Source organism: Streptomyces sp. GL_140 (assembly GCF_057834465.1).
Genome location: NZ_CM174404.1, coordinates 7,625,719 through 7,641,933, shown reverse-complemented (window position 1 = coordinate 7,641,933; position 16,215 = coordinate 7,625,719). Strand labels below are relative to the sequence as shown.

Annotated in this window: 9 protein-coding genes; 2 read left to right on the top strand and 7 right to left on the bottom strand. The window is 70.5% G+C overall.

All coding sequences use genetic code 11. The annotated features are described in order from the left end of the window. Positions 1 to 105: 105 nt before the first annotated feature. Both AC3IYJ_RS35575 and AC3IYJ_RS35570 read left to right on the top strand, forming a co-directional pair. Positions 106 to 489 carry a hypothetical protein gene (locus tag AC3IYJ_RS35575; protein ID WP_489398629.1) on the top strand — a complete coding sequence of 128 codons (384 nt, stop codon included), beginning with the start codon at positions 106 to 108 and terminating at the stop codon, positions 487 to 489. A gap of 119 nt (positions 490 to 608) precedes the next feature. After that, positions 609 to 887, top strand: a complete 279-nt coding sequence (locus tag AC3IYJ_RS35570; RefSeq protein ID WP_489398628.1) for a chaplin — start codon at positions 609 to 611, stop codon at positions 885 to 887. 101 nt (positions 888 to 988) lie between these two features. On the opposite strand, the gene AC3IYJ_RS35565 is transcribed toward AC3IYJ_RS35570, so the two are convergent. The 7 genes from AC3IYJ_RS35565 to AC3IYJ_RS35535 all read right to left on the bottom strand — a co-directional run bounded on the left by AC3IYJ_RS35565 (position 989) and on the right by AC3IYJ_RS35535 (position 16,021). Beyond that, on the bottom strand, positions 989 to 1,852 hold the full coding sequence (locus AC3IYJ_RS35565) for a tyrosinase family protein (RefSeq protein ID WP_489398627.1): 864 nt from the start codon (positions 1,850 to 1,852) through the stop codon (positions 989 to 991). A gap of 5 nt (positions 1,853 to 1,857) precedes the next feature. Beyond that, a complete protein-coding gene (locus tag AC3IYJ_RS35560) occupies positions 1,858 to 2,250 on the bottom strand; it encodes a tyrosinase family oxidase copper chaperone (protein ID WP_489398626.1) in 393 nt (130 codons plus the stop codon). 74 nt (positions 2,251 to 2,324) lie between these two features. Further along, positions 2,325 to 2,852: a GNAT family N-acetyltransferase gene (locus tag AC3IYJ_RS35555; protein ID WP_489398625.1), complete on the bottom strand. Its 528-nt coding sequence runs from the start codon at positions 2,850 to 2,852 to the stop codon at positions 2,325 to 2,327. Positions 2,853 to 2,868: 16 nt separating this feature from the next. Beyond that, positions 2,869 to 3,480 (bottom strand): trimeric intracellular cation channel family protein, encoded by a 612-nt coding sequence (locus tag AC3IYJ_RS35550; protein ID WP_489398624.1) that lies wholly within the window; start codon positions 3,478 to 3,480, stop codon positions 2,869 to 2,871. A gap of 122 nt (positions 3,481 to 3,602) precedes the next feature. After that, a complete protein-coding gene (locus AC3IYJ_RS35545; protein ID WP_489398623.1) occupies positions 3,603 to 4,127 on the bottom strand; it encodes an SMI1/KNR4 family protein in 525 nt (174 codons plus the stop codon). Between the two features lie 49 nt (positions 4,128 to 4,176). Beyond that, positions 4,177 to 15,354 carry a LamG-like jellyroll fold domain-containing protein gene (locus tag AC3IYJ_RS35540; protein WP_489398622.1) on the bottom strand — a complete coding sequence of 3,726 codons (11,178 nt, stop codon included), beginning with the start codon at positions 15,352 to 15,354 and terminating at the stop codon, positions 4,177 to 4,179. A 166-nt stretch (positions 15,355 to 15,520) separates the two neighbouring features. After that, positions 15,521 to 16,021, bottom strand: coding sequence for a BMP family ABC transporter substrate-binding protein (locus AC3IYJ_RS35535; protein ID WP_489398621.1), 501 nt, complete (start codon positions 16,019 to 16,021; stop codon positions 15,521 to 15,523). Between the last annotated feature and the right edge of the window lie 194 nt (positions 16,022 to 16,215).

Sequence of the window (16,215 nt, the reverse complement as noted above, 5' to 3'; positions counted from 1 at the left end):
ATCCGGTGGTGCGCGCACCACCGGACGCACCGTCGCACAGGCGCGCGGCGGGTGACAAGGCGTGACCCCCGCCGGGGCGCGCCGGGTTGGGCGGGCATGCGATCCATGCCTCTTCACCACACCATTCGGAGCCTGGTCCGGGCCGGCTCGGTCCCGGTCCTGCTGTTCGCGGCCGCGGCCGCGACGCTGACGGGCGCCGACGCGTACGCGGCCGACGGCCCGACCGCCGCCCTGGGTACTCCGTCGACCGTCGGTCCGGGGTTCCAGTACCTGGGCACGGACGACAAGCCGCACGGTTTCACGGCCCCCAAGGGCTGCCTGGCCGCGTCGGGCGGCGGCGGGCGGGCGGTGACGAACAAGACCGGGGCCACGGTGACGCTCTACCGGGAACCCGGCTGCGCGGGCCCCGCGGTGGAGGTCCTGCGGCCGGGAGCCGTCCAGCCGGTGCGGCCGTACTTCGCCTCCGCCCGATTCGGGACCACCAAGTAGTTCGGATCACAGGCGGCCCAGCGGCCGTGACCCTTGGGCGGTCCCCGCGTTGTATGCCATGTCAAACGCCGCAGGTTCTCTCTTTCTGCGGCACCCACGTTCCTCTCTAGGAGATCTTGATGTCGCGTATCGCGAAGGCATTCGTCATCACCGCTGCCGCCGGTAGCGCCCTGGCCGCCGGTGCGGGTCTGGCGGCTGCCGATGCCGGAGCGCACGGTGCGGCGGTCGGCTCCCCCGGTGTCCTGTCGGGCAACCTGCTCCAGGTTCCGGTGCACGTCCCGGTCAACGTCTGTGGCAACACCGTCAACGTGATCGGCCTGCTGAACCCGGCGTTCGGCAACACCTGCATCAACCAGTCCGGTGGCGGCCACCACACCGAGGGCAACTACGGCGGCTGAAGCGCCTGACCGGCCCTGAAGGGGCCCCCGCCGTGCGGCGGGGGCCCCTTTCCCGTGCCGTCGCCCCGCCCCCGGGCTCACCGGGAGCGGTGCGGGCCGGATCATTCGTAGCGGTAGAGCCCCTGGTGGCCGAGCATCTCGCGCGGGCTGACGTCCCAGGGCGGCATCGGCTCGTCGGCGGCGATCACCCGGCCGCGCTGGAGGTCGCCCAGTTCGAGCGGGGCGGCGGGCAGGTAGCCGGCCTCCGGGTGCTTCTGCTGCCAGCGGTCCCAGAGCAGGTCCACGAAGGCGTGGTGCAGCCAGAACACCGGGTCGTTGGGCGCGGTGCCGCCGGTCATGTGACCGCCGATCCACTGGTGCACCTTGTTGTGGTTGCGCCACTTCTCGCTCTTGGGCGCGGACCAGCCCTCCAGCTTGTTGCGGAAGCCGCCGTCCGCGGCCGTCGAGTCCCACGGCGCGGAGTCGTACGTCGGGTCGTCGATCGCCCACTGGAGCTCGGCCGGGGTCGGCAGGCTGATCGGGTTCTGCGGCCGGCCCAGGTTGCGGGTGAGGAAGCGGGCTTCCGTGATGCCCACGGTGACCGTCCAGTTGCCCCGTTCGTAGGCGAACGGGCCCGTCATCACCTGACGGTCGCTCTCGCGGCCGGTCCCGCCGAGGAAGTCGTCGGCCCACAGGGAGGAGGCCGGGCTGTTGTCGGTGGTCCAGTCCCAGTAGGGGATGGTGACACCGGAGTCGACGGTCTGCAGCTGACGCTCGAACTCCAGCAGGTAGCAGCGGTGCCAGGGGAAGAACGACGGCGACATGTGTCCGACGCGCAACTTGCTGTCGCGGTCCGGGACGAAGTACTTGTCGTGGGTGCGCACGAAGGCGTCGTAGGTGCCGTTGCGCTTGAGCTCGATCACGGCCGCCGTGAACCGCTTCTTCTGCGCGCTGGTCAGGTCCTTCTGGTTCTGCCTGGTGTACACGGCCGTTACTCCAGTCCGCCGTGGTGCGGGGCCCCGAACGCCAGCTGGTTGGAACCCAGTTCGTCCACCGCCGCGCGGGCCAGCTGCAACGGGGTGTCGTAGGACTGGAAGTGGTTGATCCCGCTGAGGTAGCTGCCGTCGGCGCGGCGCATGACGTGCAGGGGCCGGCCGTCGATGCGGACGGCGGCGGCCGCGAGGTCCACGGCGATGTGGCGGCCGCGGTAGGTCTCCTCGGTGAACCGCGTGAGCGGGGCCGGCGTGAGGGTCTGCCGGGGGCGGCGGGCGCGCAGTACGGGGGCCAGCGCCGCGGCGGTGCCGGCGAACACGGCCGCGGTGAATGCCGTACGGAGGACCGCGCGGCGGGTGAGTGGTTCGGCGGCGGCGGGTGCTGCGTACATACGGTCTCCCTCGCTCGGTGGCCGGTGCCTACGGGTCTAACGCGGCGCGGCGGGCGAGGTCACCGAGGAGACCCCTACTGCTTCGTGTGCTTGTAGTAGAGCGTGGTCGCCACCAGCCGTCCGGCGGGATCGGTGGCGTAGTCGGGGATGGAGCCGGCCACGGTCCAGCCGGCCGCCCGGTAGACGCGCTCGGCGGGGCTGCCGCTCTCGGTGTCCAGGAACAGCAGCAGCACCCCGGCGCGGGCGGCGGCCGCCTCGGCCTCGGCGAGCAGCGCGCGGCCGGTGCCGCGGCCGCGGGCCCCGGGGTGGACCATCAGCTTGCGTACCTCGGCGCGGTGGCGGCCGTTGGCCTTCGTCTCGCGGTACCAGCTGACCGTGCCGTCGGCCACGCCGTCCGGCCCCCGGGACACCCACAGCGCGAGGGAGCCCTCTTCGACGGCGGGGAGCAGCGAGTCCCACCAGGCGGCGGCGCCGGCCCGGTCGAGGTCGGCGAGGAAGCCGATGGAGGAACCGGATCGCACGACGGCCAGGAGGAGATCGGCGAGTTCGTCCCGGTGGGCGGCGAGCTGGATGGCGTCGAGCCGGGCGATGTCGTGGGTCACCCCCCGAGGATAGGGATCAGCCGGATACGCGCTGCAGGCGGGGCAGGTGCAGATCGCGGAAGACGGCGGCCATCCGGAGTCCGAAGACGAGGACGGCGGACACGACGGTGCCGACGGTGTCCGAGGTCCCGGCGGAGTGCAGGCCGAGGTAGCACAGGGCCCCGGCGAGCGCGGCCGTCGCGTACACCTCCTCGCGCAGCAGCAGTGGCGGGAACTCCCCGCAGAGCACGTCGCGGACGACCTCGCCGGTGACTCCCGTCAGGACGGCGAGGATGAGCACGGCGACGGGGGTGACGTGCGCGTCGATGGCGGCGCGGGCCCCGATGACGGTGACCACGGCCAGCCCGACCGCGTCTACCACCATGAGCGCGCGGTGCGGGAGCTCCCAGCGGCGCAGGTAGAGCATGGTGGCCACGGCCACGGACGCGATGAGGACGAGCAGCAGCCAGTCGTGCGTCCAGTACAGCGGGTGCCGGTCGAGGATGAGGTCGCGCAGGGTCCCGCCCGAGATGCTGGCCGCGAAGGCGAGGACCAGCCCGCCGAAGGGGTCCATGTTGGCGCGGTGCGCGGCGAGGACGCCGGAGGCGGCGAAGGCGGCTATGCCGAGGAGATAGAGGGCGTGCAGCACGGCGCCTCCTTACGGAGAACGGGGGCGGGGGACGGTGGGACAACCTGTAGAGGTTGCCCCACCGTCCCCCGCCCCCGCATCGGCCGTTCGGCCGGGCTTCGGCCTTGGCCTTGGCCTTTCGGTCAGCCGAAGATCGACTCGAACGTCGGCTTGTCCCAGGGGTAGTCCTCGGGGAAGACGTCGATCCGCGTCGTCCCCGAGAGGACCCCGACCAGGAACTCGACGATTCCGCCGTCGAACCTGGACCACTCGGGTCCGCGGGGCTCGTTCACCACGAGCGGCCAGCGGTCGGGCTCCGTCAGCGGGTCCCGCATCCAGAAGACCCGGTTTCCGTTCTCCGTGGTGCAGACCGGAACCAGCAGGCTCCGGTCGCAGGGGAGCTCATGGCCGGCGCGCAGCAGGATACGGAGCGTGAGCTGCGCGGCCTCGATCTGTGCACGGAGATCGACGGTGGGGACCGGGTACACCGGGCAGATGACGGAGAGGAAATCTCCGAACAGCCCGGGGGGATACGCCGCGGTCAGTTCCTTGTAGTCGCCGGGGAGCTCGAAGCCGAGGCTCTCTTCCAGCGCGGCCCAGTCGACCGGGTCCCCGGCCCGGGGACCCGGGGGGCACATCCGGATGAGCGATTCCAGAAAAGCAGACACTTCGACTCCGATCTCACCAAACCAAAACCAGTGGTACGAAAAACCCGGCTCAGTAAACCCCATTGCCTCCTGTGCGGATCGCGGCGGCGGGGTTCGTCAGCCATGCCGACAGCTGGAACCCCTGGTTGCCCACGGCTTCCATGCGTATCTCGATGGGAATGGGATTGGATCCCTCGTACACGGGCGTGATGTCGTACTGCACGATCTCATTCGCCTTTACGCGCTCGAATATCGGGCTCTCGACCAGATTCGCCATATCGGGCGTGTTCGTGGGGTCCTGGGTCAGCGTGACCAGGTTGCGCTTCCCGTTCGAGCCCGTTCCCTTGCCTCCGAGGCGCCCCGCGAACAGGTGCCCGCGCGCTTCGTTGAAGAAGTTCCCCTGGTTGCGCCAGCCCGGCGGCTTGATCTTACCGGCCTCGGTGCCGAGTCCCTTCTGGCCCTCGTCCTTGATGCGGAGCATGTCCCGGCTGATGGAAGCCGAGACTCCGGTCGGGCGGCCCAGGCTGTCGAACCCCTTGTACCTGACGCTGCCGCCGGCCTCGTAGGTGTCCCCGTTCTTGCAGTTGTGCACGAGCACGGGGGTCTCGCCGGCCAGCACGAAGTACGTGTGCAGGTCGCCGATGGTGAGGTCGTACGTGGTGGTGTCGGCGTGGAAGAGCTGGACCGCCGTGACGGTGGCCGTGCCCGAGGGGGTCTGGAGGACGTCGCCCGGGTGGAGGTCCTGGGCGTCGACGAAGGCGTGCCGGGTCTGGTCGTAGAAGGGGTGGTGGAAGGTGGTGGTGAGGGTCGAGCCGTGGGCGTCGACCTCGGCGTCCGAGCCGGTGTCGGCCGCCGCCGGCTGCGACTGCGCCGTGGTGGACGGCGCTTCCGCCGCCTGGGCCTCCTGGGCCGGTGATCCCGCCCAGAGGGTGAGGGCCGCGACGCTCGCGGCCAGGCCGAGGGCGGCCTTGGACCAGCGTCCGCCGGACTTGGCCGGGGCGGCTTCGGTGGTCGTGGCCTGCGGGGTGACGGCCTCCGTGGTCTTGGGCGTCGTGGCCGTCGTGGCCGGGGCGATGGTGACGTTGACGAAGTCGTGGTCCGTCGTGGTGACGATGACGTCCGTGACCGTGTGGGATTCGGTCCCGCTCTTGCCCGGGACGGCGTTGGCGACCTGGTCGCCGATCTTGATCTGGTCGATCGGCTTGACCGAGTTGTCGGCCATCAGGACCGGGGTGGAGCCGGTGAAGCTGTGGGTCACCCCGCAGCCTCCCCTGCCCTTGAGCGCGCCGCCGATGCCGCCGCCTATCGCACCACCGATCGCCCCGTCCACGGCCCCGCTCACGCCCGCGCTCGCCGCGCCGGACCATGAGCAGCTGTCGCCGCAGGTGAGGCCGTAGCCGGCCGCGCCGGTGATGGCTCCGGTGACTCCGCCCATCGCCGCGCCTTCCAGGGCGCCGGTGGCGAAGGAGGGCAGGATCTTGCCGAGGGCGGAGGCGGCCAGCTTGCCGCCGAAGGCGCCGCCCAGGGCGCCGCCGATCGCGCCGCCGATGCCGCCGATCGCGATGGCCGCGCCGAAGGCGCCCACGGAGCAGGCTCCCGCCTCGCCCTTGTGGCACTTGAAGGCCTGATCGACCGCGGCGCCCGCCTCACCCGCGAGGGCTCCGCAGGCAGCGGCGCCCACGACGGCTCCGACACCGCCGGTGGCGACGCCGATGGCCGCCTCGCAGCCGACGAACACGGCGGCCGAGACCACGAACGAGGTGATCGCTGCGGCGTGGTCCTTCACGTACCTGGCCGAGGCCGCGGCGGTCGCGGTGACCGCATGGCCGACGGCGGCGGCCGCGTGGCTGACCGTCTTGCCCACCGTGTGCGCTACGTGCTGCACCTTCTGCACGGCCGCGTGGTAGGCCGTTTTGACCACGTGGACGGTTGCCTTCGCGTAGTTCCTGACCGTCCTCACGGTGTTGCGGTAGACGCGTCGCGTCGTCCGGTAGACCCGTCGGCTGACGTCCGCCACGTAGTGGACGGCGTTGTTGACCTTGCGCTGGACCGTCTGGACGACCTGCGTGACCACCTGGGCCACGTAGTGGTAGGCCTGCTCGGCCTTCTGCGAGACGTAGCTGGAGGCGCTGTTCCAGGCTGAGGAGACGGTCTTGGCCGCGTGCGAGACGCCGCAGACCACGTCGTACCAGGAGCAGTGACCGGACGGGTCGGTGCCGGCCAGCGGGTTGTCGTTGACGTAGGCGAACGGGTTGGCGGAGACCGAGGTCGGCACCGCGTTGAGGGAGACGGTGTCCTTGTTGAGGAACTGGCCGTTGCCCGGGTTGTACCAGCGCGAGCCCATGTTGACCTTGCTGGTCGCCCCGTCCGTCCAGCCGGACTGGAAGCCCAGCTGACCGATCAGACCGGCGGTCGCGGTCATCTTGCCGAGCGGGTCGTAGGTCTGCGAACCCGTCAGGGTGGTGGAGTTGGTCGCGAACTGGCCGATGACGTCGTCGTGCTGGTCGGTCATCACCAGGCGTCCGGCCGAGGTGGCCCCGCCCGGGGTGTTCACGCCGACCAGCCCCGAACCCGGATCCCAGGTGTAGGTGTTGGATCCGTCGGAGGCGACCTGGTTGGTGTCGCCCGTGTACTGGAAGGTGCGCGTGCCGCTCACCGCGTTGGCCGCCGTGATCACGCGACCCGCCGCGTCCAGGTTGTACGTCTGCTGGTCGGCCAGGATCTGCTGCCCGTAGGCGTCCGACCCGTAGACCAGCGGTGTCCCGCCCTGGCGGTCCTCCGTCATGGTGCCGCGCGCCGAGTACCGGTAGGTGTGCTGGCCGTCGGAGGTCAGCTGGTCGCGCTCGTCGTAGGTGAAGACGTTCGAGCCGACCTGGGTGCGGTTGCCCGAAGCGTCGTAGGAGTAGGCCGTGTTGGTGGTGCCGTTGTTCCAGGAGGTGAGGCGGTTGGCGTCGTCGTAGGTGTAGGTGTTGGCGGCGGCCCCGGTGACACCGGTGGTCGTCTTGGAGGTCATGTTGCCATTGGCGTCGTAGCCGTAGCCGACGGAGGCCAGGGTGGACGCGCCCTTGGTCAGGGTGTCCTTCGTCAGCCGGTGCAGGGAGTCGTAGGTGAAGGCCCTGCTCTGGCCGCTCGCCCCGTAGCCGATGGAGACGGGCATGGAGAGCGAGTTGTAGCCGTACGTCAGGGTGTTGCCGGTCGCCGGGTCGGCGATGGTCGACAGGCGTCCCGCGTTGTCGTACCCGTAGGAGGTGGTGCCCGCCGCGTCCGTGCGGGAGGTCAGCAGGCCGTCCTTGCTGTAGGCGAAGGAGCTGTTGCCCGCCGAGCCGGCGGCCGAGAGCAGGTCGCCCCGGTCGTCGTACCCGAAGGTCTCGCTGGTGGCGCTCTGGAAGCCCGCCTGTCCCGCGGTGCCGGCCGCCGCGGTCTGCGCGGTCAGGATCTGGCCCAGGTCGTCGTAGGTGAAGGACCGGGTGGCGGTGGCCACTTCGGCTCCGCTGCCCGACTGGGAGACCAGGTTGCCCGAGACGTCGTAGGACATGGTGTTCACGACCCCGCCGGGCTGGTTCACCCGGGTGAGCTGGCCGAGCTGGTCGTAGACGTACGTGGTGGTGCTGTCCGCGGCGCTGCTGTAGGCGGTCGTGGACGGGGCGACGGCGGTCTCCTGGGAGCCCCACGCGTTGTAGGTGTACTTCCAGGAGTTGCCGCGGCCGTCGGTGAAGCGGGTCCGGTGGCCGGCCGCGTCGTACCCGAAGGAGGTGGTGATGGAGGTGCCTGCCCCGACGGGCTGGACCTCCCCGGTCACCTTGCCGGTGGCGTCGTAGGTGAAGGTCGAGGTCTTTCCGCGGGCGTCGGTCGTGGACAGGACGTTGCCCACGGCGTCGTAGACCTTCGAGGTCTGTGCCAGCAGGGTGTTGCCGGCGTCGTACTGCTTGCCGTACGCGGGCAGGCCCATCGCGTTGTAGTCCACCTGGGACCAGGTGCCGTCCGGCGCGGTGGTCTTCTGCTTCCTGCCAGTGAAGTCGTAGGAGTAGCGGGTGGTGTTGCCGACCGGGTCGGTGACGGAGGCCATGTCGCCGACGCGGTTGTAGGCGTAGGTGGTCGTGCGGCCGTCGGCCGTCGTCCCGGAGGAGACGAACGCGCCGTACGGGTTCCCCGCGGTGACCGCGTACGAGGTGGTGCTGGTCAGGGTCTGCGCGGTCGGGAACCGCTCAAGGACGCTGCTGGTGATCCGGCGGCCGAGCCAGTCGTACGTGGCCTGGCGCACCCCGCCCGAGGCGTCGGTGGTGGAGAGGACGTCCCCGTTCGCGTCGTAGGTGTAGCGGGTCTTCTTTCCGTCCGGGGTGGTCTCCTGCGCGAGCTCGCCGCGCTGGTCGAAGAGGTAGCTGCTGAACTTGCCGTCGGGCCGGGTCGCCTTGATCACGTTCCCGAGCACGTCGTACGTCTGCGAGGTGGTCGCGGTGATCGGGGTGCCGGAGCCCGGCGGGGTGTAGGACGGGTCGGTGGTGGAGGTTTCCTCGCCGTTGGCGTCGTAGGTGTGCCTGACCTGGTTGCCGTTGGGGTCGAGGACCTCCACCTCCTCACCGAAGGTGTTGAAGCCGGAGGTGGTGGTCGGGGCCGCCTGCACGGCGCTGCCGCCGGTGGTCTCGACCGAGACGGTCGGCGCGATGGCCGAGGTCCGGTTTCCGGCCTCGTCGTAGACGAAGTCCGTCCGCTGGCCGTTGGCGTCGCGCACGCTCGTGGTCAGACCGCGCTGGTCGTACCCGAAGGTGCTGGTCTGCTCGTTGGAGGAGCCGACGGTGCCGCCGGTGCGTCCGTTGCCGTAGAGCGTCTGCGTCTCGGCGGCGGGCAGCGCCCGCTGGTAGGCCTGGACGTTGGCGACGGTGCCGCTGAGGGGGGCGTTGGCCGCGCCCGAGACCTGGTCCCGGCCGATGACGAACGGTCCGCTGCTCGCGCCGACCACGGTGTGCGGGGCGGAGCCCGCCAGGACGCCGTTGACGTACAGGCTGATGGTGCCGGCCGATGCGTCGTAGACACCCACCAGGTGGGTCCACGTGCCCGTCTGCGCCGTGCCCGCCGCCCCGACGCTGTCCGCGTGCCAGCCGGCGGTGTCCGAGGTGGACGCGCCGAACTTCCAGTGGCCGTCGTAGTTGTACCAGAGGATGAAACCGCTCATCTGAGTGGAGTCCTGGCTGGCGATCACACCCGTGGGAGCGCCGGCCGGAACGTTCGCCCAGGCGGAGACGGTGAAGCTGGAGCCGGTGTTGAGCACCGGACCGTTGCTCGCGATCTGCTCGCCGGTGCCGGCGTGGAAGGTGGCGCCGCCGCCCGACCAGGCGACCGGCCCGGTGACGGACGTGGTGTAGCCGGTTCCCGAGTTGTCGGTGACGGTGGAGCCCGAGGTCTGGTCGAGCTTCCACCAGGCGTTGGGGTGTCCGGACGCGTCGCCGTGCAGGGTCCGGGTCAGGGCGCGGCCGGCCGTGTCGTAGGTGGCCGAGATCGTCCGGTCCCAGCCCGAGGAGTCGTGCTGGTTGCTGGTCGCGACCAGGTCGTCGGGGGTGAAGGAGAGGTTGGTGGTGCGGTTGACGCCGGACGGGTCGACGGTGGTGGCGGTGGTGCGCGAGGCCGCGTCCACCTGCATCTGCGTCACCGTCGCACCGTTGTCGGTGGTGCGCTGGGTGAGGTTGGCGGCCGCGTCGTAGACGTTGGACTGCAGGACGTAGGAGAGGGTCCCGTTCGGATCGGTCCTGGTGACCGTCGCGGTGAGACCGTCGTCGGTGTAGGTGTACGAGGTGGTGCTGCCCATCGCGTCCGTCACCGAGGCCAGGCGGCCGGCCGGGTCGTAGGCTCGGGAGGACTCGACCAGCGTCTTCGGGGAGGACGGGTTGTTCGGGTCCCCGGTGTGGTTCAGCAGGCTCTGGGTGAGCAGCTTGCCGTCCGAGTCGTAGGTGAACTGGGTGACGTCCCCGGCGGGGTTGGTCTCCTGGACGACGTTGCCGCTGGTGTCGTAGGCGAAGCGGGTCGTGGCCCCGTTGGCGTAGCCGGCGTTGCCGTTGGCGTCGGTGCGCGTGGCGACGTGGTCGTACTGGTCGTAGGTGCTGCTCTGGGTGCGCGGGGCGTCACCGCCGGTGGTGTCCGCCACCGTCTGGGAGGTGACGTTGCCGTCGGCGTCGAAGACCGTCGAGGACACGGCGGTGTGCACCGCGCCGGTGACCCGGTCGGTGATGGCGGGGCTGGTCTCCTGGACCACCTGGCTGGAGCCGTCGTAGGTGTAGGTGTTGGTGAGGCCGGCCGGGTAGCTGTCCGAGATCACCGTCTTGGCGGTGGGGCGGCCGAGACCGTCGTAGGTGTACGTGGTCTTGAGCCCGGAGGCCATGGTGGTCGAGGCGATGTCGCCGTTGTGCAGGTAGGCGATCGCGCTGATCGCGCCGCCGGGCGAGGTGACCTTGACCGGCAGGCCCGCCGGTACGTTGCCGCTGTCGGTCGCCGGGTAGGCGGCGGTTCCGTCGCTGTAGGTGGTGGTGGCCGTGCGGCCGCCCGGGAAGCCCGCGACGGCCGGGCTGGTGACGGTGGTGCGGTTGCCGGCGGCGTCGTAGCCGTAGCTGGTCAGGTAGGTGTTGTCGGTGGCCGAGGAGGAACGTCCGTCGCGGACCGTCAGGAGTACGTCGTTGCGCGCGTCGGCCGTGGTCAGCGGGGCGGTCGTGGCGTCCGGGTAGTACGTGAAGTACTTGGTGGAGCAGGTGCCCGCGGACTGGTTCTGGCAGGAGGTGGCGGACACGGTGTTGCCGCGCACGTCGTGGCCGGTGGTGGTGACCGAGCCGTTCGGGTCGGTCACGGTGCGCATGAAGCCGCCCGTGTCGTACCCGTAGGTGGTCCTGTTGCCGCCTCCGTCGACCTCGGCGATCTGCCGGTTGCCCGCGTTCGGGTCGTACTGGTGGGTCAGGGTCTTTCCGCTGGGCTCGGTGATGGTCACCGTCTCCACCGGGGTCGGGCCCGAGGAGTTCTGTCCGGCCTGGTAGTGCGCGGAGGCCTCGGCGGAGGACAGCTGCGAGCGGTAGAAGGCGACTTCGGCGATGGAGCCGGGGAAGTAGCCGAGGGTGTTGGTGGGTGCGGACGGCCAGCCGGCCGCCTCTCCCGCGCCCACGTAGACGTATTGCGAGTTGCTGGCCGTGAAGGTGCCCGCGGAGGTGCCGACCTGGGTCCCGTCCAGGTACATCGTCTCGGCCGTCGCCCCGGCCGAGAGCACGACGTGGTGCCACTTGCCGTCACTGACCTTGGAGCCGGTCGTCACGTAGCCGAATCCCCAGAACCGGCCGCGCAGCAGCCCGTCGCTGCCCACGTACAGGGCGGGGACGTAGCTGTTGGAGGCCGGGCTGCCGCCGGTGAGCGAGGCACCCGCGTAGTCGAAGAGGACGCCGCCGGCGGTACTGCCCGCCGGCATGTTGAACCACATCTCCACGGAGTTGGGTCCGGTGGCGATGGTGTCGGTGCTCGGGAGTTGGACGTAGGAGGAGCTCGCGTTGAACTTCGCCGCGGTGGCGTCCGAGAAGGGACCCCCGGATCCGAGGGTGACGGCGTTGTACGTGCTCAGCCCGTAGTTGACCTCGTCGTACGCGGAGGACGCGCCCGCGGTGTCGCCCAGGCGCCAGTATCCGGCCGGGCCGGAGCCCAGGACGGCCGCCCGGTAGACCTGGCTGGAGCCGGCCACCGAGGGGGCGCCGACCTTCCAGAGGCCGCCGTTCTCGTCGGTCACCTGGGTGACCCGGGCCGCGTTGGTGTCGTAGGCCACCGATGCGAACTGCTTGCCCGAGGGGCGGGTCATGCCGCTCAGCAGGCTGCCGGTCTTCTTGCCCGCGTTGTAGAGCGCGGTGACCTGGTCACCGGCCAGCCCCTTCGGGAAGGCGGCGACCTGGGCGATGGAGCCGTTGAAGTAGGTCGCGTAGCCGGTGTTGCTGCTGGTGGAGTAGTGGGACTCGTCGGGCCAGGTGCCGCCGAGGAAACCGCCGCCGATGTAGGTGTGTCCCTGGAGCGCGCTGGTGTAGCCGCTGCTGCGCGAGATCATGCCGGAGGCGGAGCCGACCTGGGCCCCGTCGAGGTAGAGCTTCTGCGAGGAACCCGCACCGGAGAGCACCACCTGGTGCCACTGGCCGTCGGTCACGGCCGTGGGGCTGACCATGGGGGCGACCCCGCCGGTGTTCCAGAACTCGGCGTTGATCTTGCCGTCCGTGCCGATGTAGATGGACGGGGTGTACTGGGCGAGGGTGGTGCCCGAGCTCAGCGGCTGCGTCGAGTAGGAGAACAGGACGCCGGGCGCCGTGGTCGTCTTGAACCACATCGACATCGTGTACTGGCTGGAGCTGCTCGCCAGGCTCTTGGGTATCTCGACGACCGAGGAGGTGCCGTTGAACCCCGCCGCGGTGGCGCCGCTGCCCGCCAGCGCGCCGGGCTGGCCCAGGGTCACGTTGCTGTACGTGGCCTTGTCGGCGCCCTCGTTGGTGTTGACCGCGCTGGCCGCCATGGTGGCGCCGGCGGTCTCGGAGAACGGCCAGAGCGAGGAGGCCCCGGCGTCCAGGACCTGGGTCTGGAACTGCGAGCCGGCCGTGTAGTCGTACTGGCTGCAGCTGGTGGTGTCGGTGGGCGCGCAGAGCTTGGTCAGCTGGTCGCCGGTGTAGGTGTAGTTCCAGGTCAGGACCGTGGCCGAGTCGCCCGGCTTGGCCGGGTCGGTGTACACGGAGGAGACGTGGGCGGCGCCCGCGCCGGAGGGGGTGGCCCAGTTCAGGTGGAGCGCGCGGCCCGAGACCCCGGAGGTCATCGCCGAGATCCGGCCCGAGGCCCAGGTGAAGTTGACGGCCCGGGCGTTGGCGTCGGCTATGGAGGTGACTCCGTAGGCACCGGAGCCCAGGGACTGGGTGAAGGTGTCGACGGTCGCGTTCTTGTCGGTGAGCGTGTAGCCGCCGGTGACGGAACGCAGGGTGGCGAAGCGCCCGGACGGCGGGGTGAAGGTGCCGTCGGCGTTCTTGCCGAAGCCGACCTGGGAGCCGTCGGGGTAGGTGACGGTCACCGCGGCCACGGCGCCGGAGGCGTTGTAGCGCTCGGTGGCGCGGGCGTCGAAGACGCTCGACCAGCCGGTGCCGAAGGCGCCGGTGGTGCGGGAGTCACGGGAGTTGTAGCTGCGGACCACGTCCAGGGACGGGCCGGCCCCGCCGACCTCGGCGTCGGTGACCGACTTGGTGAAGTTGCCGATGGCCGGGTCGAAGCCGCGGGCGTCGCTGTTCTGGGACAGGGAGGAGGTGAGGGCCGGCTGGGGCACCTGGACGCTCAGCACGGACCACGGGTACGACTCGGAGTACAGCGCGCCGTCGTAGGCCTGCGCGGTCCAGTAGTAGGACTGGCCCCACTTCAGCTTGCCCGCGGGGACGGTCCACGAGCCGCTGCCGGTCAGCCCGGAGTCGACGACCTGGGTGCTGTTGGTGTCGTAGACGAAGAATCGATACTGCACGGACGCGTTGGGCGCGTGGTCGTCGTCGGCGAAGGCCTGCAGCTCGGGGGTCAGGGTGTCCGTCGCCCCGCCGCTCTGCGGGAACACCGCTTCGACCTGCGGCGCGATGTTGCCGGTGTAGTCGTAGACGATGTAGGGCTCGATGCCGGGGAAGGCCATCGAACCGAACTGCTTCCAGTGCAGGTTGTCGGTGGTCGACGCGTAGATCGCCAGGCCGTTGTCCGTCATCGAGCCGTTGGCCCAGTTCTGGATGGCGTTCTTGTCCAGCGGTACGGTCACCCAGTCGCCCCCGGTGGGGCTGCCCGTGGTGTTGGCGCAGGCGTGCGGAACGCTGGGCGTCACGGTGCCGATCTGGCCGCCGATGGACGGGCCCGGGTAGCTGACGGTCGTGGTCGGGGACCAGGCCTGGGTGACCTGGGCGACCGAGATCGACTGCGGGGTGCAGGTCGCGGCCCAGATGTCGTACAGGTGCAGGTTGGCCGAGACCAGCGAGACGCCGGAGCCGTCGAAGGCGCGGTACCAGTCCTGCTCGAAGGCGCGGGCGGAGTGCGGGCCGGAGTCCCAGGAGCCGATCTTGAGGGTCTGCTCCATCGAGTGGTCGACCTGCGGGATGTCCGAGCCGGTCTCCACGTAGGTGGTGTTCGGCCGGTCCCATACCGACGGGTCGACGGTCACCGGGAAGACGCGGGCCGCGTCGTGCAGCCAGGCCTCGTCCAGGGTCATCCGCAGGGCGGGCTTGCCGCCGTCGGTGGTGAGCTCGTACTTCACCGCGTGGGTGGTGCCGCGCTCACCGGAGACCGGGGAGATCTTCGAGTCGAAGGCGTAGGCGGCCGGGATCGTCTCCATCGGCTTGCCCGAGGCGTCCTGGAGGTCCACTCCGCCCGCGGCGTTGATCTTGGGCGTCAGGCCCTTGAGGTCCAGCGGGAAGACCCAGGAGTTCCCGGCCTTCGCCGAGTGCAGGATCACCGACTCCTTGACCCCGGAGGCCATCGGCGCGAGCTGGAGGTCGGTGTCCGGCAGCACCCCGGCGTATGTGACCGCGGAGCCGGCGGCCGTGCCCTGGACGGGAGCGGCGCCCTTGAGGGCGTACGAGAGGCTGTGGCCCTCGTCCACGCCGAGCGAGGCCAGCGCCCCGTCGGCGGCCTGGGCCGCGAAGTCCACGGTGAGCGAGTTGGCCTTCTGGTGCCAGCGGCCGTCGCCGCCCTTGTCCACCCCGGTGTCCACGGGCTGCCAGGCACCGGAACGGTCACGGTAGTTGGTCTTGGACTGGGAGACCTTCCGGCTGAAGCTGCCGTCCGCGTTCTCGTAGTAGTCGGAGTTGGCGGTCGACTTCGCGGCATCGCGCTTGCTGGTCCGGGGGTTGAAGCCCTCGTGACCGGAGGCGCTCGGGCCGGTCTTGACGTTGCGGGTGAGCGGCTTGGACGCGTCCAGCTCGCCCTTGCCCTTGCCCGCCGGGTGCCCCGAGCCGCCGCCGGCCCGGGTGTCGCTCGCCGGAACGCTGTGACCCCGGCCCGCCGCGGAACCGGACTTCTGCTTCGGCAGGCCGTTCCACGAGGGGTCGCCGCCGGTGGCCCAGGCCACCAGCCCCTTCAGCGGGGCGAGGGTCAGCGGAGGCAGGGTGGCGCCCTGCGCCACCGCCTGCTCCGTCGTCAGCACCAGCGCGAGCGCGGTGACCGCCAGGAGCGACAGCGCTCTCAGGAGGCGTTTGCGGATCGCCCGTTGGCGGCGGGATGGACGGGTGGGACGAACGGGCACGGCGAACCCCAGTCAAGATCAAAGAGATGGCCGGGGCATCTCATCCGATCACCGCACAGGCCGACAAGAGGCATGGGGGAACCTTTGCCTCGACATGTCCACTCCTTGCCGCACCCACCCTGACCTGCGTAAATAAAAGCGACATAAAAGCCACGGATCATTCCGCTTACCTCTGCGTCGCCTCCTTCACCAGGTGTGCGACCGCGCTCTGTACATCGTCGGATTCCTGAACCACCGTCACGTTTCCAGCCGATTCGCCCTGGCCGACCACGACGAAACGCACCTTCGGGTGGGCCGAAGCCACGGCGCGCAGCGCCTCGCCGGGCACCTCACCCCCGGCGAGCACCATCGAGCACTTCTGCTGGAGCAGGGTGTTCGCGAAGATCTGCGCGTGGGCGGCCGTCACCGGGTCGGTCACCTGCATCCAGGACACCTGGGCGCGCGTCACCCCCGAGGCCTCCTGCATCCCGGCCCACACGGGAGCCTCCGGCTTGCCGGTGATGCCCTGCCCGCCGGCCAGCAGACAGGCCCGGACGTCGGTGTACTGGCGGGCCCGGACGGGCAGTTCGTCGGCGTCGTCCCCCGGCAGCAGGGCGAGGACCAGGGCTCCGGCCAGCACGACTCCCCCGCCGATGCCGACTGCCCACTTGACCCGACGACGATCCATCCCGACTCCTCGGTAAACGGGTCGGCCATCGCCGACCGCACGGAGCCGAGAGCATAAACGGCGGCTTTCCTTCCGGAACGGCCAGGGTGGTGGTGCGGCGCTGTGGTGGTAGTGCGGCGGTGTGGTGGTGCGGCGGGGGGCGGGGCTTGGCGTCGCCAGGAGCTCGGACTTCCGGTCCCGGTCGCCGGAGGGCG